Below are 20,067 nucleotides of genomic sequence, written 5' to 3'. Positions count from 1 at the left end.
ATGACTGACAAACTCAACATCCTGGTGTGGAACGAAGGCGTCCATGAGGCCCGCAACCAGCCGGAGACCATGGCGGAGATGTACCCCAAGGGCATTCACGGCGCCATCGCCGACGGGCTGAAGGGCTTCTACCCGGATTCCGGCATCACCACGGCCACGCTGGCGGACCCCGAGCACGGGCTGTCCGAGGAGACCTTGGCCGCGACGGACGTTCTGCTGTGGTGGGGCCACGTGGCCCACGCCGAGGTCAGCGATGACGTGGTGGAGCGCGTCCAGCGGCATGTCCTGGGCGGCATGGGGCTGATCGTCCTTCACTCAGGGCATTTCGCCAAGATCTTCACCCGGCTCCTGGGGACCACATGCTCGCTTAAGTGGCGCAACGACGGCGAACGCGAACTCGTGTGGACGGTCAAGCCGTCGCACCCGATTGCCGCCGGCGTGGAAAGCCCCCTCGTGATCCCGAAGCAGGAGATGTACGGCGAGCTCTTCGACATTCCCGAGCCGGACGACCTCATCTTCATCAGCTCCTTCGAAGGCGGCGAAGTGTTCCGCTCCGGTGTCACGTTTTCCCGCGGGAAGGGCCGGATCTTCTACTTCAGCCCGGGCGACCAGGAGTATCCCGTCTACCACCAGCCCCAGATCCAGCGGGTTGTCGCCAACGGTGTCGGCTGGGTGGCGCAGCCGAAGCAGTTCCGGGAAGCGCCCGGGGTGGCCAACGCGCAGCGGGACTGGTACCTGGCCTGAGCGTGCTGAATAACTGACGAGGGCCCCGGCGGGCAGGAGTGCAGCGATGCGCTCCTGCCCGCTGACTTTTTCCATCGAATTGGCCGCGGCATGATAGCAATGAAAGTGATGAGCCCCTTTACCGTGCCTCCGCTTACCGTGCACCCGCCAGCCGCCCCCGCCGCCGTATGAAAGCCCGCCCGGGCTCCAAGGTCCCCAGCAGCTGGATTCTGCTCGCCTGCATCGGACTGATCGCCCTGAACATGCGGGGTCCGTTCGTGGCGGTAGCCCCGGTGGCCGGGGCGATGCAGCAGGACCTGGGCTTTTCGCCCGTGGAACTCGGGCTGCTGACCGGCATTCCCGTGCTGTGCTTCGCCCTGGCCGCGCCCCTCGCCTCACTGGCAGGCCGCCGGCTCGGCGCGGAAGTGGCCATCACCCTGACCCTCCTGGGCGTCCTTGCCGGCGTTGTGGTCCGGTCCGCCGGGGGCGGTGCGCTGGTCATGCTCGGCACGGTCATTCTGGGCGTGGCCATCACGATCGGCAACATCGCGGTGCCGCTCATCATCCGCCGGGACTTTTCCCCGCGCCGCCAGGGCACCGCGATGGGCATGTACACGGCGGCCTTGAATATCGGCTCGTTCCTCACGTCCGTCGTCACGGCACCCCTGGCCGAGGCCGCCGGCTGGCGCCCTGCCCTCGCCGCCAGCGCCGTGTTCGCCGTCGCCGCCATCGGCTTCTGGCTCCTCGCGGCCGGCCGCGGGGCTTTCGTTCCGGCGCCGGACGACGGATCGGGCGGCCCTCCCGCCGCGGGCCGCCCCGCCTCACGCTGGACCACCGTGGGGCTGACCGCTGGGTTCGCCGGGCAGGCCATTTCCTATTACGGAGTCACCGCGTGGCTTCCCACCCTTCTCTCGGATGAGCTGGGGATGGCTCCGGCCGCCGCCGGAGCGGGGTCGTCGCTTTTCCAGATCCTCGCCATCGCGGGCGGAATGGGCGTTCCGCTGGTGGCCAGGTTTGCCAGTACGACGGCGGTGGCCCTCACCTTGGGTGCCATGTGGCTGACCGTGCCGCTGGGGCTGCTGTTCGCTCCCCAGCTGTGGTGGCTGTGGTCCTCCTTCGGCGGGATCGCCCAGGGCGGCGGCATCACGCTGATCTTCATCGCCATCATCAAACTGGCGCGCGATCAGGCCTCGGCTGGGCGGATGTCGGCGGTGGTCCAGGGGACGGGGTACTGCTTCGGCGCGGGGGCGCCCACGCTGCTGGGTTATGTGCACGGTGTTTCAGGTTCGTGGGACGGCCCGCTACTGATCATCCTGGGTTCCGTTCTGCTGTTCATCCTCGGAACCACGCTGTCCGTCCGGAAGGTGCCGAAACAGCGCTAAGGCGGGCGCCGCCGTCGTACATCCTTCCCCCGCACAACAGCGCGAACCGGCAGCTTATGCCCTCAAACCTGGGTTTTGGGGTCATTAGCTGCCGGTTCGCGCTCTGAACATGGGTTCCGTTGCCGGGCTGCCTCCCCGGATTTCGGGGGTGCTGTTGCGAAGGCGTGGCAGCCCGGCGGACGGAAATCTAGGCGGCGGCCAGTTCGTCCTCGATCGCCTCGGCCGTGGCGTCCGCGCCTTCGCGGGCTTCGTGCAGGTAGCGGGCGTAGGCCGGAACGGTGAGGAAGCTGGGGAACTTGTCGGTCAGCGTGACCTCCTCGAAGATGTCGCGGGCGTCGTTGAAGCGGTCGCCGTCGAAGCGTTCCAGCCCGGCGAACTCCTCGTCCAGCATGTCCTCGACCCATTCGCGGGTGATGATTTCGCCGTGGTCGGTGATGGCGCGGGAGTAGATCCACTGCCAGATCTGCGAGCGGGAGATCTCCGCGGTGGCGGCGTCCTCCATCAGGTTGTGGATGGCCACGGCGCCGTTGCCGCGCAGCCAGGATTCGATGTAGCGGATGCCCACCTCGATGTTGTTCCTGATGCCCTGCTCCGTGATGGTGCCCTGGGTTGCGGCCACGTCGATGAGCGCGCGGTCGTCCGGGGTGACGTCCTCGCGGAGGCGGTCCAGCTGGTTGGGCCGGTCGCCGAGCACGGCGTCGAACACGTCGCGGCAGACGGGAACCAGGTCGGGGTGGGCCACCCAGGAGCCGTCGAAGCCGTCGGCGGCCTCGCGGGTCTTGTCCGCGCGGACCTTCTTGAAGGCATCGGCGTTGGCGGCCTCGTCCTTGCGGTTGGGAACGGCCGCGGCCATTCCGCCGATCGCCATGGAGCCGCGCTTGTGGCAGGCGCGCACCAGTTGCTCGGTGTAGGCCCGCATGAACGGCTGGGTCATGGTCACCTGGCCGCGGTCCGGCAGGACGAACCGGGGGCCGCGGGTCCGGAAGTTCTTGATGAGGGAGAAGATGTAGTCCCACCGGCCGGCGTTCAGTCCGGAGGCGTGGTCCCGCAGTTCGTACAGGATCTCCTCCATTTCGAAGGCTGCCGTGATGGTTTCGATCAGCACGGTGGCGCGGATGGTGCCCTGCGGGATGCCGAGCAGGTCCTGGGCCAGGATGAAGATGTCGTTCCAGAGCCGGGCCTCAAGGTGGTTTTCGATCTTCGGCAGGTAGAAGTAGGGGCCCTTGCCCTGGGCCAGCAGGCGGCGGGCGTTGTGGAAGAAGTACAGGCCGAAGTCCACGATCCCGCCGGCCACGGGCGTGCCGTTGACGAGCATGTGCTTCTCGGGCAGGTGCCAGCCGCGCGGACGGACCACGATGGTGGGCAGGTCCTCGGCCGGGCGGAGCTTGTACTCCTTGCCCTCCGGGGACGTGAAGTCGATCCGGCGTTCCAGCGCGTCCGTGAGGTTGAGCTGGCCCTGGATGACGTTGCGCCAGGACGGCGTGGAGGAGTCTTCCATGTCCGCGAGCCACACCTTGGCGCCGGAGTTCAGCGCGTTGATGGTCATCTTCTTGTCCACGGGCCCGGTGATTTCCACGCGGCGGTCCTCCAGCCCCGGTGCCGGCGGAGCGACCCGCCAATTGGGATCGTTGCGGACGGACTCTGTTTCGCGGAGGAACCGCGGGTCCTGGCCGGCAGCGATCTGCTCACGCCGCGCCCGGCGGGCCCGCAGCAGCTCCTCGCGCCGCCCGGCCGTGGCGTTGTGCAGCTTGGCCACAAACGCCAGCGCATCCGGCGTCAGTACCTCGCTCTGCCGGCAAATGGGCTGGGCGGTCAACGTGATCCCGTTGATAGTGAAGTTGTCGGTGAAGCTGTTCATTTCAATTGCTCCTAAATAGGAAGAACGACGGCGACACGCACTCAGGTGCGGTCCTCACCAGGCCGAAGGTGTCGGCGTTGCGGCAGCCTGCGTAAAAGGGGCCCTGTGCCCGGGTCCGTCCTCGCTCAGCGAGGTCGGACCCGGGCATGGGGAATAGCAGGCAGAGCAATGCCGGACCGAAGGCCGCAGGCAAGTCCCGCCGTCGAACGAGTGCTAGTGGAACTGGCCTTCTTCGGTGGATCCCACCAGGGCCAGGGTGGATGCGTTCGGGTTGAGCGCAGTGGCGATGTCGTCGAAGTAGCCGGTGCCGACTTCGCGCTGGTGCTTGGTCGCGGTGTAGCCGCGGGATTCGGACGCGAATTCCTTTTCCTGGAGCTCGACGTAGGCGCTCATGCCTTCACGGGCGTAGCCGTGGGCGAGGTCGAACATCGAGTAGTTCAGGGCGTGGAAGCCGGCCAGGGTGATGAACTGGAACGTGAAGCCCATGGCGCCGAGTTCACGCTGGAATTTGGCGATGGTGGCGTCGTCCAGGTGCTTGCGCCAGTTGAACGACGGCGAGCAGTTGTAGGAGAGCATCTGGTCCGGGAACTCGGCCTTGACGGACTCGGCGAACTGGCGGGCCAGCTCCAGGTCCGGGGTGCCCGTCTCCATCCAGATGAGGTCGGAGTACGGGGCGTAGGCCTTGGCGCGGGCAATGCAGGGTTCGATGCCGTTGCGGACCTTGTAGAAGCCCTCCGCGGTGCGGACCGGCTGCCCGCCTTCGCGGAGGATGAATTCCTGGTCGCGCTCGTCGACGTCGGAGGTGATCAGGGTTGCCGCCTCGGCGTCGGTCCGGGCGATGACCACCGACGGGGTGCCGGCGACGTCCGCGGCCAGGCGGGCCGCGTTCAGGGTGCGGACGTGCTGCTGGGTGGGGATCAGCACCTTGCCGCCGAGGTGGCCGCACTTCTTCTCCGAAGCGAGCTGGTCCTCCCAATGAACGCCTGAGGCGCCGGCCTGGATCATGGATTTCATGAGTTCGTAGGCGTTCAGCGGTCCGCCGAACCCGGCTTCGGCGTCAGCGACGATCGGGACCATCCAGTCCTCGACAGTCTGGATGCCCTCGGAGAATTCGATCTGGTCCGCGCGGAGGAGGGCGTTGTTGATGCGGCGGACCACCGTGGGAACGGAGTTGGCCGGGTACAGCGACTGGTCCGGGTAAGTGTGGCCGGAGTTGTTGGCGTCGGCGGCCACCTGCCAGCCGGACAGGTAGATGGCGCGGAGGCCGGCCTTGACCTGCTGCACGGCCTGGTTGCCGGTGAGGGCTCCGAGAGCGTTGGTATACCCGCCGGTCTTGTGCTCTTCGGTGAGCTGCTTCCACAGCTTCTCGGAGCCGCGGCGGGCCAGCGTGTGTTCTTCGGAGACGCGGCCGCGGAGTCGGACGACGTCCGAAGCCTTGTAGTCACGGGTCACACCTTCCCAGCGGGGGTTGGCGGCCCACTCGAGCTCCAGTGCGGCGGCCTGCTGCTCGGGCGTCTGCTGGGTGGGCTCAAATGCTGCAGTCATCTTTGTCTCCTTGTTTGTGCTCCGGATTGTCCAGGCCGGCCCTTTCCTGCGCCTTTGCAGTTCGGGGCCGGCTGGACCGGTGCGGTGTTTCTTTCCGTGAGATCTACTTTTCGGCACTTTCAAGAGAGTTACTAGATGAAAACCATGGAAAGAAATGCGTTTCTTCGCGTATGCTCAATAAATGTCGCCTACGAGCTGGAACCGCAAAGCCGCCACCCCGCCGTCGTCCCCTGCCGCCCCCGAACTGGACGTCATCAGCCTGGGCCGCCGCGTACGCCACCTGCGCAAAGCGGCGGCCATGACCCTCGATGACCTGAGTGCCGCCGTCGGCACCGCGCCGAGCCAGCTGAGCCTGATCGAGAACGGCAAGCGTGAGCCCAAACTGGGGTTGCTGCAGCAGTTGGCGGTTGCCCTGGGTGTCAGCATCGACCAGCTGCTCGGGGCGGAGCCGCCCAACCGCCGCGCGGCGCTGGAGATCGAGCTGGAACGGTATCAGCGCAGCCCCCTCTACGGCTCGCTGAACCTGCCGAAAATCCGCATCAGCTCGCGGCTTCCGATGGATGTGCTGGAGTCCATGGTGGGCCTGCAGCATGAGCTGGAGCGCAGGCTCAACGAGCAGACGGCGACGCCGGAAGAGGCCCGCCGTGCCAACGGTGCGCTGCGTGCCATGATGCGCGAGCGGAACAACTATTTTCCGGAGTACGAGGCGGAGGCGCAGAAGGTCCTGGCTTCGGTGGGGCACACCAGCGGTCCGCTGTCCCACCACGTCATCGCTGACATCGCCGGGCACCTCGGGTTCAGCCTGCACCACGTGGGCGATCTGCCGCATTCGACCCGCTCCGTGACGGATCTTAAGAACCGCCGAATTTATCTCACGCAGAACCAGCGCACCGATCACGACCCCCGTTCGGTGCTGCTGCAGGCCCTGGGACACTACGTCCTGGGCCACCAGACGCCGTCCAACTACGGAGATTTCCTGATGCAGCGAGTGGCCACGAACTACTTCGCCGCGGCGCTGATGCTGCCGGAGCAGGCCACCGTGGAGTTCCTGCAGAAGGCCAAGCAGGCCAAGGAAATCGCCGTGGAGGACATCCGGGATGCCTTCGCCGTGTCCTATGAGACCGCGGCGCACCGGTTCACGAACCTCGCCACCCAGCACCTGGACATCCGCACGCACTTCCAGAAAACCCACAAGAGCGGCATCATCTACAAGGCCTACGAGAACGACGGCGTGACGTTCCCGCAGGATCACACCGGAGCCATTGAGGGCCAGCCGTCGTGCAAGAACTGGACGTCGCGGGTGGTGTTCGACGTGCCGGACAAGTTCAGCGCCTACAGCCAGTACACGGACACCCCGTCGGGGACCTATTGGTGCACCGCGCGGACCGAACGCTCCGCGAATGGCGAATTCTCGCTCTCCGTCGGCGTGCCCTATGCGCAGGTGAAGTGGTTCCGCGGCAGGGAAACCACCGAGCGGTCCAAGTCCACGTGCCCGGACGAGAACTGCTGCCGCCGCCCGCCGGCCTCGCTGACGTCGGAGTGGGCCGGCAATGCCTGGCCGTCGGCGCGGGCGCACTCGCACCTGCTGGCCGCCATGCCCCCGGGCGCTTTCCCCGGTGTGGACGAGACCGAGGTGTACACGTTCCTTCAGGCGCACTCGGGGAGCTGAGGGGGCCGGTGCGCTGACGGGCGGCTCCCTGCGCGGCTCCCTGACTTCCCCCGCGGATCCTGCGCGGACGCACACGGCCGGACCGGCAACCTGGGAAGCGCCTCAAGGTGGGCGGACTATATTGGCCCTGTCAGCACATCAAGCCGATCGCGGGAGCGTTCACTCATGGCCAAGGAACTTGCAACCCAGCTCGTCGAACAACTGCAGGCTGCCGGAGTGCAGCGCATTTACGGGATCGTGGGGGACAGCCTCAACCCGATCGTCGACGCCGTCCGCAAGACGGGCGGCTCCCAACAAGGCGGCATTGACTGGATCCATGTCCGGCACGAGGAGGCGGCAGCCTTTGCCGCCGCCGCTGAAGCCCAGCTGACAGGCAAGCTTGCAGTCTGCGCGGGTTCCTGCGGCCCCGGGAACCTGCACCTGATCAACGGGCTCTACGACGCGAACCGCTCCGGGGCGCCTGTATTGGCCATTGCATCGCACATTCCCAGCAAGCAGATCGGCAGCGGCTTCTTCCAGGAAACCCACCCGGACCGGATCTTCAACGAATGCTCGGTGTACTCCGAACTGGTCAGCACTGCGGAACAGGCGCCCCGCGTGGTGCACAGCGCCATCCAGCACGCCGTCGGACTCGGGGGAGTCGCCGTCGTCACCCTTCCGGGTGACATCGCCGGGTTGGACGCCACGGCTGAAACGCCGGTTCCCGCGGCGTTCGTGCCCGCAACCCTGGTGCCGGCGCCGGAGAGCGTCCAGAAGCTGGCCGATGCGATCAACGCGGCGGAGAAAGTAGCCATCTTCGCAGGCGCCGGCGTGCAGGGCGCCCACGACGAGGTGATCGCCCTCGCAGAGCTGGTCCGGGCACCGATCGGCCACTCGCTCCGCGGCAAAGACTTCATGCAGTACGACAACCCGTACGACATCGGGATGACCGGGCTACTGGGCTACGGTGCCGCCGCCGAGGGGATCGAAGACGCGGACCTGCTGATCCTGCTCGGCACCGATTTTCCCTACGACCAGTTCCTGCCGGGCACGCGCACCGCCCAGGTGGACCGCGCCGCCCACAGGCTGGGGAGGCGGACCGACGTCGACATCGCCGTCCATGGCGACGTGCTGCCGACGCTCTCGGCGCTGATGCCCTTGCTGACTGCGAAGAAGAGCCGCCGCTTCCTCGACCAGATGCTCAAGAAGCATGACCGGCTCATGAACAAAGCCGTGGGCGCCTACACCCGCAAAGTGGAAAAGAAGCAGCCAATCCACCCGGAATACGCCGCCTCCCTGCTGGACCAGGTGGCCGCGGAGGATGCCATCTTCACGGCCGACACCGGCATGTGCAACGTCTGGACTGCGCGGTACATCAATCCGCTGGGCACCCGCCGGCTGATCGGATCCTTCCTGCACGGTTCCATGGCCAATGCCCTGCCGCACGCGATCGGCGCGCAACTGGCCTATCCCGGACGCCAGGTGGTTTCGGTCTCGGGCGACGGCGGGCTGTCCATGCTGCTTGGCGAGCTCATCACGGTCGCCGCCTACCGGCTGCCGGTAAACGTGGTGGTGTTCAACAACTCCACCCTGGGCATGGTCAAGCTTGAGATGCTGGTGGACGGGCTGCCCGACTTCGGCGTCGATGTGCCCGACGCGAACTATGCGGCCGTTGCCCAGGCTCTCGGCTTCCATTCGGTCCGCGTCACGGATCCCACCCGGATAGAGGAGGCCTACCGCGAGGCGTTCGCCCACCCCGGACCGTCGCTGGTGGAACTCGTCACGGATCCCAAGGCGCTCTCGATTCCGCCGAAGATCAAGGGTGCGCAGGTCCTCGGCTTCGCCACCGCCATGTCCAAGGTGGTTTTGAACCGTGGCGCCGGCGAGGCCGTCAGCATGGCCCGGAGCAACCTGCGCAACATCCCCCGGCGCTGATCGAACTCCCGCTTCCGGGGCGCCACTGGAACCCGCCGGCGCCCAGCACCTGACAGAGCGTGGACCGGAACGTGCAGGAAGCCAGCGGGCGTTAGCGAAAACGTTGCGAACGGTCAGCGGGCGTCGGGACGTGAGACCGAAACGACAACAAACCGTGACCGCACAGGCATCGATACTGTCAGACCCTGCTGGTTGACTGTGGATAGGCGGTCATCCGCGGTTTGTCTGAGGGGCGGCAATGAAGAGGAATCGAGTGGCTAAATTGATGGCGGCAACTGCCGTGGTTGCGTTGACGGCATGCTCGGCGCCGCAACCCGGACTCCTGAAGGCCGACGGCGTCGAACGGGTTTCGGTGCAAGTCGCCGGTTACGGCGCGGAGCTGCGGTCCCTCCGCGACTCAGCCCTGACGCTCGGGGAGGCGCTGCTTGCTGACGGCGGCGACGGCGCCAACGGCAACGTGGTAGCGTCACCGGGCAGCCTGCTGATTGCACTGGCCATGCTGCGCGCCGGCGCGTCGGGGGAGACAGCTGCCGAGATGGACGCCGTCCTGAAGCTTCCTGCCAAAGACCGGGACGAAGCCATGAACGCGCTGCTGGCTTCCCTGGAAAAGTTCGACGGCGACCCCGGCTCCGTTGACGAGGCGAACCCGCCCCGGAAGCCGGTCATGCACCCGGCCAACGGCCTGTTTGTGGACAAGGGCGTCACTACCGGTGCGGCCTACCTGGACACGCTGGCACGGCACTACGGCACAGGAGTGTATCCGGTGGACTTCAGTGACGAGGCGGCCACCAAACCTGCCATCGACGCGTGGGTGGATAAGAACACCGGCGGCCGGATCAAGAAAGCTCCCGCGGAGTACGACCACCGGAACACCTTCAGCCTCCTCAGCGCGCTGTACTTCGCCGCCGCATGGAATGTCCCGTTCGATCCCGGCAACACGTCCGACCTGCCGTTCACCACGGCCGAGGGCAAGGAGATCACCGCTCCCGCCATGCACAACCTGCTGCCGATGAAGTACGCGGAAGGGCAGGGCTGGCGGGGCGTGGACCTTCCCTATGCCGACGGCTTCCTGATGCGGCTGGTCCTGCCCGGCCCCGCCGCCGGCACGGCCGAGGGCAAGGCCGCGGGGACGTTGTTAAGCGCGGGAATGTTGGCTCAGATCGCACGGGCCATGGATTCCGCCCGGCAGCAGACAGTCCAGATCCAGCTGCCGCGATGGGACCACAAGTGCAGCTTCGACCTCCGCAAAGTCCTGGGTCCCTTGGGACTCATGAAGACCCTCAGCACCACCACCGACTTCGACGCCATCCAGCCCCAAATGATGGTCACCCAGGCCGCGCAGGCCGCCAACATCACCGTCGCGGAGAAGGGCACGGTGGCAGCCGCCGTCACCCAGATCAACGGCATGGTCACGAGCGCACCGCCGCAGCCGGACCGGACCATCGAGTTCGACAGGCCGTTCCACTACGAGATCATCCACATCGAGACGGGCCTCCCGCTGTTCATGGGGACGGTGGCCGATCCCCGTTCCTGACTCGGGTGAGCCTGCGGCCGCGTAGTTACCGCGGCCCGCCCTGCCACAGCGCGTCGAACGGGGCCCCCGATGCCACGCGGTTGGTGATGCCGGCCGTGACAAAGGACTTGGCGGTCCGGGCCGCCTCGAGGGGAGTGGCGCCCTTGGCCAGTTCGGCCGTCACCGCGGCGGCCAGCGAACAGCCGGCGCCTGAGACGGCCACCTCGCCCACCTTCGGCGCGGAGAGGACTTCGAGGGTCTCGCCGTCGTAAAAGACGTCGACGGCGTCGGGTCCGGTCAGCCGCACGCCGCCCTTGGCCAGCACGGCGGCGCCGCTGAGCTCATGGATCCGCACGGCCGCGGCCTTGAGCGATTCGACATCCGTGATCTCCAGCCCCGAGAGGGACTCGGCTTCGAAGTGGTTCGGCGTGACAAACGTGGCCAGTGGCAGGATCTGCGCCTTGAGGGCCTGGTCCGTGTCCAGCGCGTGCCCGGGCTCCTGGCCCTTGCAGATCAGCACGGGGTCCAGCACCACGTTGGTGAACCCGCCGCCGGCCAGCGCGGAGGCAACGGTGTCGATCGTGGCAGGGCTGCCCAGCATGCCGATCTTCACGGTGTCCAGCATGGAAGGCGCGCCCGAAGCGGCACCGTAGGCCGCCGTCGTCGCTTCCAACTGGTGCGCAATGACCTGCTGGTCCACCGGCACGAAGCGGTGGTTCCAGCTGTCCGAGGGATCGAACGACACGATGCACGTCAGGTTGGCGATGCCGAAGACGCCGAGCTCGTGGAACGTCTTGAGGTCCGCCTGTGCACCGGCGCCGCCGGTCGCCTCGGAGCCGGCAATCGTCAGGGCGACGGCGGGAGTGGTCCGGCCAGGGGTCACAGTAGCTTCAGCAGTGGTCATGGTCCCATCCTGCCACCGGGCGCGAACGTCCCGCATTGTGCCCATGAACAGTATGACCAAAACCCGGGTGGTCCCGATCACAGGCACTAGGGTGGCGGACGGCGTTGCTTGCTTGCGGCGCCGAATCGAGGAAGGTTCACTGATGAGCACCCAACTGTCCGAAGCAGCCCAGACCCGGCGAGCGGTGAGCAATATTCTCAAAGGCTCCGCCGGCAACCTCGTGGAGTGGTACGACCTCTACGTCTACACAGTCTTCGCGGCCTATTTCCAGTCGCACTTCTTCAATTCCAAGGACGAGCTGCAGGCCGGCCTTGAGGCGATGGCCGTCTTCTCGACGTCGTTCCTGATGCGCCCGATCGGCGCCTGGTTCTTCGGCCGCTATGCCGACCGCAAGGGACGGAAGGCCGCGCTCACGCTGAGCGTGACCCTGATGTCCGCCGGATCCTTCGCCATCGCGATCCTTCCGACCACCCAGCAGATCGGTGTCTGGGCGCTGCTCCTGCTCATCCTCGTGCGCCTGATCCAGGGCTTCTCGGTCGGCGGCGAATACGGCACCAGCGCCACGTACATGTCCGAGGCGGCCACATCGAAGCGTCGCGGGTTCTTCTCCAGCTTCCAGTACGTCACCCTGATCGGCGGCCAGATGCTGGCCCTGCTCGTCCTCGTGGTCCTGCAGAACGCCATCTCCAAGGGTGACCTGACCGAGTGGGGTTGGCGCATTCCGTTCGCGATCGGCGGCGTGGCCGCACTCGTGGTCCTGTGGCTCCGGCGCTCGATGGAAGAGACCGTGTCCGCGGAGCAGGTCGAGGCGGCCAAGGTTCCGGCCGTGGCCGGCGTTGCCCAGCCGGGCACCATGAAGCTCCTGTTCACCCAGTACTGGAAGCCGCTGCTCATCTGCATCGGTGTCACCCTGGGCGGCACCGTGGCGTTCTACACGTACACCAACTTCATCCTGAAGTTCATGAACGATACGTCCGGGATCGACAAGACCGACACATCGGTGATCAACTTCTGGGCCCTCTTCATCTTCATGCTGCTCCAGCCCGTCTACGGGATCATTTCGGACAAGGTGGGCCGCAAGCCGCTGCTCCTGTGGTTCGGCATCACCGGGGTGCTCTTCACCTGGCCGCTGCTCTCCACCCTCGCCGGGACCAAGGATCCGTTCACCGCCTTCCTGCTGATGATGGGCGGCCTGCTGATTGTGGGCGGCTACACCTCGATCAACGCCCTCGTGAAGGCCGAACTGTTCCCGGCCTCCATCCGCGCGCTCGGCGTCGGACTCGGCTATGCCGTCGCCAACTCACTGTTCGGCGGCACCGTTCCGCTGCTGGGTGCCGCGTTCCAGAAGGCCGAGCGCGTGGACCTGTTCTTCACCTACGTCACCGTGGCCATTGCGATCTCGCTCCTGGTCTACATCTTCGCGCTGAAGAACAAGAAGGCCACGCACCTGGACCGCGAGCAGGGCGACGCCTGGTCGCCGGCAGCTGGTGCCGCAGGCGGCACGGACGCCGGCCGCAGGGACGACGACGAGGACCTCATCGACGCCTCGCGCCGCTAGGTCCGCGCGCCGTTTCGACGGTTCCATGCACACACGACGCCCCGCAGCGTCGAGTGTGGACGGAACCGTCGAAACGGGCGGGTACGACGGCGGGTGGCTGGCCGGGGTGAGAGAATGGACCGCGGTTCCGGCGGCCATTCGGCAGCGGACCATCCAGTGCTAATACAGCCGGCTGACCGCGCGTTCCCCTGGCAGGGCGCGGGTCACCGAGCGAACCACTATGAATGGAACACCATGACTTCCGCCAAGACTTTCGCTTCCGCAGCTCCGCCCAGGTTTGCCTCCATCGGCTCGCCGTACTTCGGCATCATGCTCGCCGTCATGGCCGTGGTGCTGATCCTTTCCAACATCGGCGCCTCCAAGGGCGTGGTGCTGGGCCCGATCGTGACCGACGGCGGCTTCTTCCTGTTCCCGCTGGCCTACATCCTGGGTGACGTCATCAGCGAGGTGTACGGCTTCAAGGTGGCGCGCAAGGCCATCATCACCACGTTCGCGCTCTCGGTGTTCGCGTCGGTCTGCTATTGGATCATCATCGCGCTGCCGGGGTTCGACGACGAGTTCGGCGCCTCCAAGCAGGCAGCCCTGGAGGGTGCGCTCGGCCCGGTGCCGCAGATCGTGCTGGCCTCCATGCTGGCGTTCCTGGCCGGTCAGACCATCAATTCCTGGATCCTGGTGAGGATGAAGGCGCGGACCGGCGAGAGGTCGCTCTGGGCCCGCATCATGGGTTCCTCCGTGGCCGGCGAGTTCGTGGACACGCTGATCTTCTGCAGCATTGCCGCGTCCGTCATCGGCATCGCCGACTTTGGCATGTTTGTGAACTACGTGGTGGCGGGATTCCTCTACAAGACCCTGGTGGAGTTCCTCTTCGTGCCCGTGACGGCGCTGGTCATCGGCTGGGTCAAGAGGCGGGAACCGAGCTACGGCGCACTGAGCCAGACAGCGTAGCCCGGCCGCCCGCCGTCGTACGTTTTCAGGCCGCCGGCCGCTGCCGCTTCGACGGTTCCCGCCCCGCTCGACGCTGCGGGACGTCGAACCGGCAGGGAACCGTCGAAACGGCGGGAGTGCCGGGACGATGAGAGTCACGCGGCCGGACCCCTGCCGAGCGCCCGGAGCACCCGGTACTTGAATTCCGCCTCGCTGAACAGGTCCTTCCATTCGACGCGAAGGAAGATCCAGCCCTGCTCCATGAGTGCCTTCTCGCGCCGGCGTTCGGCAAACAGGACCTCGCCGGTGGGCTGGTAGTCGAAATACTTGACCTTGCCGTCGAATTCGAGCGCGACTTTCTTCCTGGGCCAGGCGAAGTCGAAGCGGTGCTCGCCGAGCGGCGTGCGCACCACGTACTGGGGCTCGGGCATCTCGATCCTGAGCCTGTGCAACAGTTCCCTGGTCAAGGATTCCCCGGGCGACTCGGAACGCGGATCCGCCAGTTCGACGGCCCTGCGCAGCGCGACGACACCATTGCGCCCGGCCAGCTCGGCGCAGCGGGCCCGCAGGACCTCGAGGTCCGCGCCAAGGCGACAGGCGTGGTCCACAAGGATGAGGGACTGCCGCAGGTTGAACATCAGGCAGCAGTCCACCACCGTCCGCTCGAGGGACGTGCAGGGGAGCCCATCCACGAAGCTCACGTCGCCCCGACCCAAGGCCCGGGTATGGGCAACGACGCCGGCGCCGTGCGAAATTCCGGACGGGCACGTCGCCTGGGTCAGGTGGATCCGGTCATCGACGTTCCACAGGTGCAGCCGGCGCAACCGGGCACCCGAGGTGTGGCTGTAGACAAAGCCGCCGGGCGACGTCGTAAGCGTCCCGTGCGCGTGGGCGTGGACCAGATACCGGCTGCGCGTAACCGGTTTCAGTCCGTTCCACCAGCTGCCGCGGACATAGCAACCGCGGCGGGGACGCGCCAAGTCACCGCTCTGCACCAAACGGGTGATGGCGCGGTGCTGGACACCGGCGCTGAGCAGTTCCTGGGTGCGCCACATCCTGCCGGCGGGAAGCTGAAGATTCGGTTCGGTCATGGTTCCAGCGTTGGCCTTGAACGGAACGGGTTCCAGACCCCAAGTTGGCTATGTGGAAATCCGGCTAGACGGTTCCCCGCTGCGCTCGACGCGGCCGTACGTCTGGTGCGCAGGGAACCGTCGTAACGGCGGGGACGGACCGGGCCCCCGCTAGGAGTAGTACCGCGCCAGGGTCTCCGCCTTGAACTCGAAGAAGTCCCCGGATTCGATGGCCAGCCGGGCGTCGTCCACCATCTTCACCACGAAACGCTCGTTGTGGATGGAGATGAGCGTGGCGGAGAGCATCTCCTTGGCCTTGAACAGGTGGTGGATGTAGGCGCGGGAGTAGTTGAGGCAGGCGTAGCAGTCGCAGCCTTCCTGGAGCGGGCCGAAGTCGCGCTTGTACTTCGCGCCGGACAGGTTGTACCGGCCGGTGGGGGTGTAGAACGCGGAGTTCCGGGCCACGCGGGTGGGCGAGACGCAGTCGAAGGTGTCCGCGCCGTTTTCGATCGCCGTGAAGATGTCGTCCGGTTCGGAAATGCCCAGCAGGTGCCGCGGCTTGTTCTCCGGGAGTTCCTCGTTGCACCAGCGCACGATCGTGCCGAGGTTTTCCTTCTCCAGGGCCCCGCCGATCCCGTACCCGTCAAAGGCCATGGCGCCAAGATCCCGGCAGGCCTTCCGCCGCAGGTCCTCGTACTGCGCGCCCTGGATCACGCCGAACAGCGCCTGGTAGGGCTTGCCCGCGCGCTCCGACGTCAGGCGGAAGTGCTCGTCGAGGCAGCGGAGGGCCCACAGCCGGGTGCGCTCCAGCGACTCTTCCTGGTAGCCGCGCGAGTTCTGCAGCGTCGTGAGCTCGTCGAAGGCGAACATGATGTCCGCGCCGATCTGGTGCTGGACCTGCATGGAGATCTCGGGGGAGAATCGGTGCCGGTCCCCGTTGAGGTGGCTCTTGAACCACACGCCGTCGTTGTCCACGTGGGCCAGTCGCTCCTTGCCCGCGGCCACGGCGTCGTCGGGTCCGGACTGGTCCACGGACTTCATGTCGATGACCTTCTTGAAGCCCGAGCCCAGGCTCATCACCTGGAATCCGCCGGAATCCGTGAAGGTGGGGCCCGGCCAGTTCATGAAGGCGCCCAGCCCGCCGGCCTCGTCCAGGACGTCCGGACCCGGCTGGAGGTAGAGATGGTAGGCGTTGGCCAGCAGGGCCTGCGCCCCCAGTTCCGCCATGGATTCGGGCAGCACCGACTTCACTGTCGCTTTGGTTCCGACGGCGATAAAGGCCGGCGTCTGGATCTCGCCGTGCGGCGTGGCGATGGTGCCGGTCCTGCCGAGGAACTCGCCACCGTTGGCGGACACCTGCTCGGCGGAGGGGCGGCAGGATTCGGTGAGCCGCTTGCCCACACGGAAAGAGAATTCCGACTGGCGGGCGGGCGGTTCCGGTTCAGGATTGGCTGGCACGGTTCAAGTGTGCCAGCTAACCCGCGTGAAGCCTCAGTGGATGGGTTCCGATGTGGGGTAGTTCTCAGAGCGCCAGTCGTCCCACAGGGTGCGGATGGTCTCCAAGCTGTGGGCCCCCAGATCGTACGTCGACAGGATCACCATCGAACCGCCGTCGGGCCTGACATCCGGGATGACAGGCTGGTCCGCCACGATCAGCAGGCCTTCGCCGTGCTCAGCGTAGCTGTGCACGGTGAGCCCCACCTGGTGGTTCGTTTTGTACCAGACCTTGCCCGAGATCTCCTCGCCGGTGGCCAGGGTGAGCGAATAATTCTCGCCCGCGGCGGGGACGTCTTTCAGGCCAAGTTTTTCGATCGCCGACCCCCCGCTTCCGGGAACCGAAAAGAAGCAGGTCCGGCGCTTGCCGTGCGGATGCCGTTCCAGGGCGAACCGCAACTGGTGGAGGAACGTGAGCCAGCCCTGGGTGATGTCCTCGTCCCAGGCAGCCCATTCGGAGTTGTGGTCCATCGCGGCGCGGGTGACGTTGACCTCGGTGCCGGTGGGGACTGGCTTCAGCGTGAAGATGTCACCGCCGTTGACGGTCAGCGTGGTGTGGTCCGCGCTTTCGACCACGGCGCTGCTGAAGTAGATCTCATTGATTTCCGCCGTGAGGTCGTCTGCCTCCCAACCATGCCACTGGGCGACCTTGGAGGGTTCACGCAACATTGTCCAAACCTGCGGCGCGTCCGAGTTGATCACAACGCTCAGATTGTTCGTCATGGCCTGAATCTACAACTTCGGCACAGCCCGGGCTAGAGCAGAAACGGAATCACCTGGGCCCGCGCCGGACGGTCGATGAGCTATCCCCGGACGGATTCCAGTTCATTGGCGATCCGCCGTTCCAGTTCCCCGGCGCTGATGGTCTGCGACCCGCCGTGCGCACGCAGGAACAGCAGCGACTCGAGGCGCAGCAGGCGCCATTCGCGCTCGGCCTCATGGTTGGAATTGTCCATGGACCGGAAAATCTCTTTGTCGTACAGGTTGGGTTCATTCAGCGACCGCTGGCGCACCCGGGCCTGCATCCGGGCCTTGAACGGATCCGTTTCCTGGTTTTCCGGGGACCGGAGCAGCTTCTCGTAGACCGCCGCCCGGTCCTTCTGCCCCGTCTGCCGGCAGATGTAGGTGGACAGGGCGAGGGATGCCTCCACGGACGCCCAGCGGCCCGGGTTGCCATCGAAAGGCAGCACGTTGAGCAGGTCGGCCACGGACAGCGCGGCGTCGGGATCCTTGAGAATGATGAACAGTTCGTGCGCGAGGTCGCTGAGATCCTTGAGGCAGCTGCCGGACTTCGTGTTGATGCCCTTCACCAGCTTGTCGGCGAGAAGCAGCACGCCCACGGAATCCGGATGCGCCTCGGCGACGCCCTCCACCACGGATTCAGGGGTCCCGGCGGGCTCCGGGATCAGTGCCAGGTCTTCGGCGCTGGGCCCGATCACCGCGGGCGTCGTGGCAGGCATGGGAGGTACGACGACGGCGGCAGGCGCCGCCGGCACGGCCGCCCCGCCACCGGGGTTCCCCACCGACTGAAGCGGAATGGCGGCGTCGGACTCATCGGGGGAGCTGTCCTCCCCCGTAGCCTTGGTACCGGCGACGTTCCCACGGGCGACGGCGTCCGCGGAGCCGCCCGGAGCGGGTTGATCAGAGTCGGACTGCGGCCCGAAAATCCGCACCGAGGATCCGGCGGCGACGCGCAGCATGCCGCCGCCGGTGAGGGTTGCGAGAACGATCGCAGGAGTGCCAAAATCGTCATTTTCGATTTCCACGGAATAAATTTCCGCGGACCGTTCGCCGTCCGGCAGGAGAAGGTGGTCGCCCGCCTGCAGAGATCCAGCCTGCTGTTCGCGGAAGTTCTGGGCAGCTGGTGGGTGGGTCATCGGGAGTCCTTAAGTTCTCTTGCGGTCCGCCCAACAGTCTACAAAGGAGCGAGTGCGAAGTCGGGGAGGCGCGGACGCCCGGGCGTCAGCTGCCTACGCCGGCGTAAGCCAGGGCCTGCCGGACCAGCGCCCCGCGGCCGCCGCTGAATTCCAGCTGGACACCCTCGCTGAGCACTTCCTGCGGGGTCATCCAAGTCAGCTCCAGGGCGTCCTGGCGCGGCTCGCATTCGCCGGTCACAGGGATGATGTAGGCCAGCGAAACGGCGTGCTGGCGGTCGTCGGTGAAACCGGTGTGCGACGGCGCGGGAAAGTATTCGGCAACGGTGAACGGCACGGGGCTCACGGGCAGCTGCGGGAAGGCCAGCGGGCCGAGGTCCTTCTCCATGTGGCGCAGCAGGGCCGCGCGGATGGTCTCGCGGTAGAGCACGCGGCCGGAGACCAGGGACCGGACCATGGTGCCGTCCTCGTCCGCCTGGAGGAGCGTGCCCACCTCATTCACAAACCCGAGCGGATCGAGCCGGACCGGCACGGCTTCCACATAGACCATGGGAAGCCTTCCGCGGGCCTCGAACAGGTCTTCGTCGGACAGCCAGCCGGGATTGGGGTCGGGGGTGCGCACGTTCATGGTTAAGTTCTACCCCATCCCCACACGTCCGGCCGCCGATGCGTGAGATCTCAGCTCTTAGCGGATGGCTTACAGCGCCGACCGGGGCATGCAGGTGGTCCCCGGACATGTCCACCACCAGCACGCCCGTCACCGAGGCGTGAGATCCCGGCGCTTAGGCACAAGCTAAGTGCCGAGATCTCACGCCTCGAACCGCGGAGCTACACCGGACGCCTGGCTGACACCCACAGCGTGGGCGGCACGTGGGAACCGGGAGCGGCATTTCCGGCCGCATCCGGATTGTCCACGTGAAGGGTGCGTCCGAACGCCTCCTCCGTCATCGTGACCTGGTGCCCTGCGGCGGTGAGCCGCTCACGCAAGGCGTCCAGATCGCCGTCGTACTCAAAACCGAAGCCGGACCGCGCCGGTCCGGAACCCGGACGCACCATCAGCACCCCGCCGTTCTTGGCGGTGAAGTCGGCCGTTTCGTCGTCGTCGGGCACGGGGCGGAACCGGGCGCCGATGCTCCGCAGCGTACCGGCCGCCGCCGCGGCATCCTCGGTGAACCAAACCGCCACCACCTTCAGGGCCGGGTCGGCGCCGGCACACTGGACGTTGTGGGCGGCCTTGTCCGCCAGGAAGCTGAAGCCGTCCACCCCGGTGATCCGGCAGGAATCGCCGATGTCCGGCGGTACGAGCTCGGCAGGCGTGGTCCCCGTTTCCGCGCCCGCCAGGTTGGTGCGCCGGGCGAACTCCTCGGGGTCGCCCACTTCCACCCCGAAGGAGGTGATGCCGTCCTCCGCGGTGCCGGCCGGGGTGTGCTGGAGCGCCAGCCGGCCTGACCAGGCGTCGAACTCTTTCCAGGAGTCGTCGTCCAAGGTCTTGACCATGCCCAGGTCCGTGAGGAGCCGCTCCCACGGTTCCATCCGGGAGGTGAAATGAACGGGGCGGGCACGCAGCATGGGGTCTCCTCGGATTCGGAAAGCGCCGTCATGGCCATGATGCCACGACTTGATTCGTCCGGCACCGGGG

The 20,067-nt window shown here is 66.6% G+C and carries 16 protein-coding genes; 7 read left to right on the top strand and 9 right to left on the bottom strand.

The window, feature by feature from the left end:
* Both ABFP37_RS11225 and ABFP37_RS11220 read left to right on the top strand, forming a co-directional pair.
* Positions 1–744, top strand: a complete 744-nt coding sequence (locus ABFP37_RS11225; RefSeq protein WP_078029853.1) for a ThuA domain-containing protein — start codon at positions 1–3, stop codon at positions 742–744.
* 167 nt (positions 745–911) lie between these two features.
* Entirely contained in the window at positions 912–2,105 is a 1,194-nt protein-coding gene (locus ABFP37_RS11220; protein WP_078029854.1) for an MFS transporter, read from the top strand.
* Between the two features lie 187 nt (positions 2,106–2,292).
* Here ABFP37_RS11220 and aceB read toward each other — a convergent pair whose 3' ends face one another.
* Both aceB and aceA read right to left on the bottom strand, forming a co-directional pair.
* Positions 2,293–3,963, bottom strand: a complete 1,671-nt coding sequence (gene aceB, locus ABFP37_RS11215) for a malate synthase A (RefSeq protein ID WP_347033626.1) — start codon at positions 3,961–3,963, stop codon at positions 2,293–2,295.
* 213 nt (positions 3,964–4,176) lie between these two features.
* Positions 4,177–5,508: an isocitrate lyase gene (gene aceA / locus ABFP37_RS11210; protein WP_347033625.1), complete on the bottom strand. Its 1,332-nt coding sequence runs from the start codon at positions 5,506–5,508 to the stop codon at positions 4,177–4,179.
* A 181-nt stretch (positions 5,509–5,689) separates the two neighbouring features.
* Between aceA and ABFP37_RS11205 the strand changes: the two genes are divergently transcribed.
* From ABFP37_RS11205 to ABFP37_RS11195, 3 genes are all read left to right on the top strand, one after another.
* The gene (locus ABFP37_RS11205; RefSeq protein ID WP_078029857.1) at positions 5,690–7,177 is read left to right on the top strand and encodes a helix-turn-helix transcriptional regulator; all 1,488 of its coding nucleotides are present in this window, start codon (positions 5,690–5,692) and stop codon (positions 7,175–7,177) included.
* Between the two features lie 165 nt (positions 7,178–7,342).
* Entirely contained in the window at positions 7,343–9,091 is a 1,749-nt protein-coding gene (locus tag ABFP37_RS11200) for a pyruvate dehydrogenase (protein ID WP_078029858.1), read from the top strand.
* A gap of 253 nt (positions 9,092–9,344) precedes the next feature.
* Complete coding sequence (locus ABFP37_RS11195) at positions 9,345–10,625, top strand: serpin family protein (protein ID WP_347033624.1); 1,281 nt, start codon at positions 9,345–9,347, stop codon at positions 10,623–10,625.
* 25 nt (positions 10,626–10,650) lie between these two features.
* Here the strand turns inward: ABFP37_RS11195 and ABFP37_RS11190 are convergent, their stop codons facing one another.
* Positions 10,651–11,508 (bottom strand): hydroxymethylpyrimidine/phosphomethylpyrimidine kinase, encoded by an 858-nt coding sequence (locus ABFP37_RS11190; protein WP_347033623.1) that lies wholly within the window; start codon positions 11,506–11,508, stop codon positions 10,651–10,653.
* 142 nt (positions 11,509–11,650) lie between these two features.
* Here ABFP37_RS11190 and ABFP37_RS11185 point away from each other — a divergent pair, with 142 nt between their 5' ends.
* Positions 11,651–13,066, top strand: a complete 1,416-nt coding sequence (locus ABFP37_RS11185; protein WP_078029860.1) for an MFS transporter — start codon at positions 11,651–11,653, stop codon at positions 13,064–13,066.
* Positions 13,067–13,300: 234 nt separating this feature from the next.
* Positions 13,301–14,011 (top strand): queuosine precursor transporter, encoded by a 711-nt coding sequence (locus ABFP37_RS11180; protein ID WP_078029861.1) that lies wholly within the window; start codon positions 13,301–13,303, stop codon positions 14,009–14,011.
* Positions 14,012–14,145: 134 nt separating this feature from the next.
* Here ABFP37_RS11180 and ABFP37_RS11175 read toward each other — a convergent pair whose 3' ends face one another.
* From ABFP37_RS11175 to ABFP37_RS11150, 6 genes are all read right to left on the bottom strand, one after another.
* The gene (locus tag ABFP37_RS11175; RefSeq protein ID WP_078029862.1) at positions 14,146–15,081 is read right to left on the bottom strand and encodes a type IV toxin-antitoxin system AbiEi family antitoxin domain-containing protein; all 936 of its coding nucleotides are present in this window, start codon (positions 15,079–15,081) and stop codon (positions 14,146–14,148) included.
* A 150-nt stretch (positions 15,082–15,231) separates the two neighbouring features.
* A complete protein-coding gene (gene tgt, locus ABFP37_RS11170) occupies positions 15,232–16,518 on the bottom strand; it encodes a tRNA guanosine(34) transglycosylase Tgt (RefSeq protein ID WP_078029863.1) in 1,287 nt (428 codons plus the stop codon).
* Positions 16,519–16,551: 33 nt separating this feature from the next.
* Positions 16,552–17,277, bottom strand: a complete 726-nt coding sequence (locus tag ABFP37_RS11165; protein ID WP_078029864.1) for a hypothetical protein — start codon at positions 17,275–17,277, stop codon at positions 16,552–16,554.
* Positions 17,278–17,357: 80 nt separating this feature from the next.
* Positions 17,358–18,431 carry a DUF6707 family protein gene (locus ABFP37_RS11160; protein WP_347033622.1) on the bottom strand — a complete coding sequence of 358 codons (1,074 nt, stop codon included), beginning with the start codon at positions 18,429–18,431 and terminating at the stop codon, positions 17,358–17,360.
* 85 nt (positions 18,432–18,516) lie between these two features.
* Positions 18,517–19,056, bottom strand: a complete 540-nt coding sequence (locus ABFP37_RS11155; RefSeq protein ID WP_078029866.1) for an NUDIX hydrolase family protein — start codon at positions 19,054–19,056, stop codon at positions 18,517–18,519.
* 200 nt (positions 19,057–19,256) lie between these two features.
* Entirely contained in the window at positions 19,257–19,997 is a 741-nt protein-coding gene (locus tag ABFP37_RS11150) for a VOC family protein (RefSeq protein WP_078029867.1), read from the bottom strand.
* Between the last annotated feature and the right edge of the window lie 70 nt (positions 19,998–20,067).

The organism is Burkholderia sp. RS01 (genome assembly GCF_039748055.1).
GTDB lineage: Bacteria > Actinomycetota > Actinomycetes > Actinomycetales > Micrococcaceae > Arthrobacter.
This window is presented reverse-complemented; position numbering and strand designations above follow the sequence as displayed.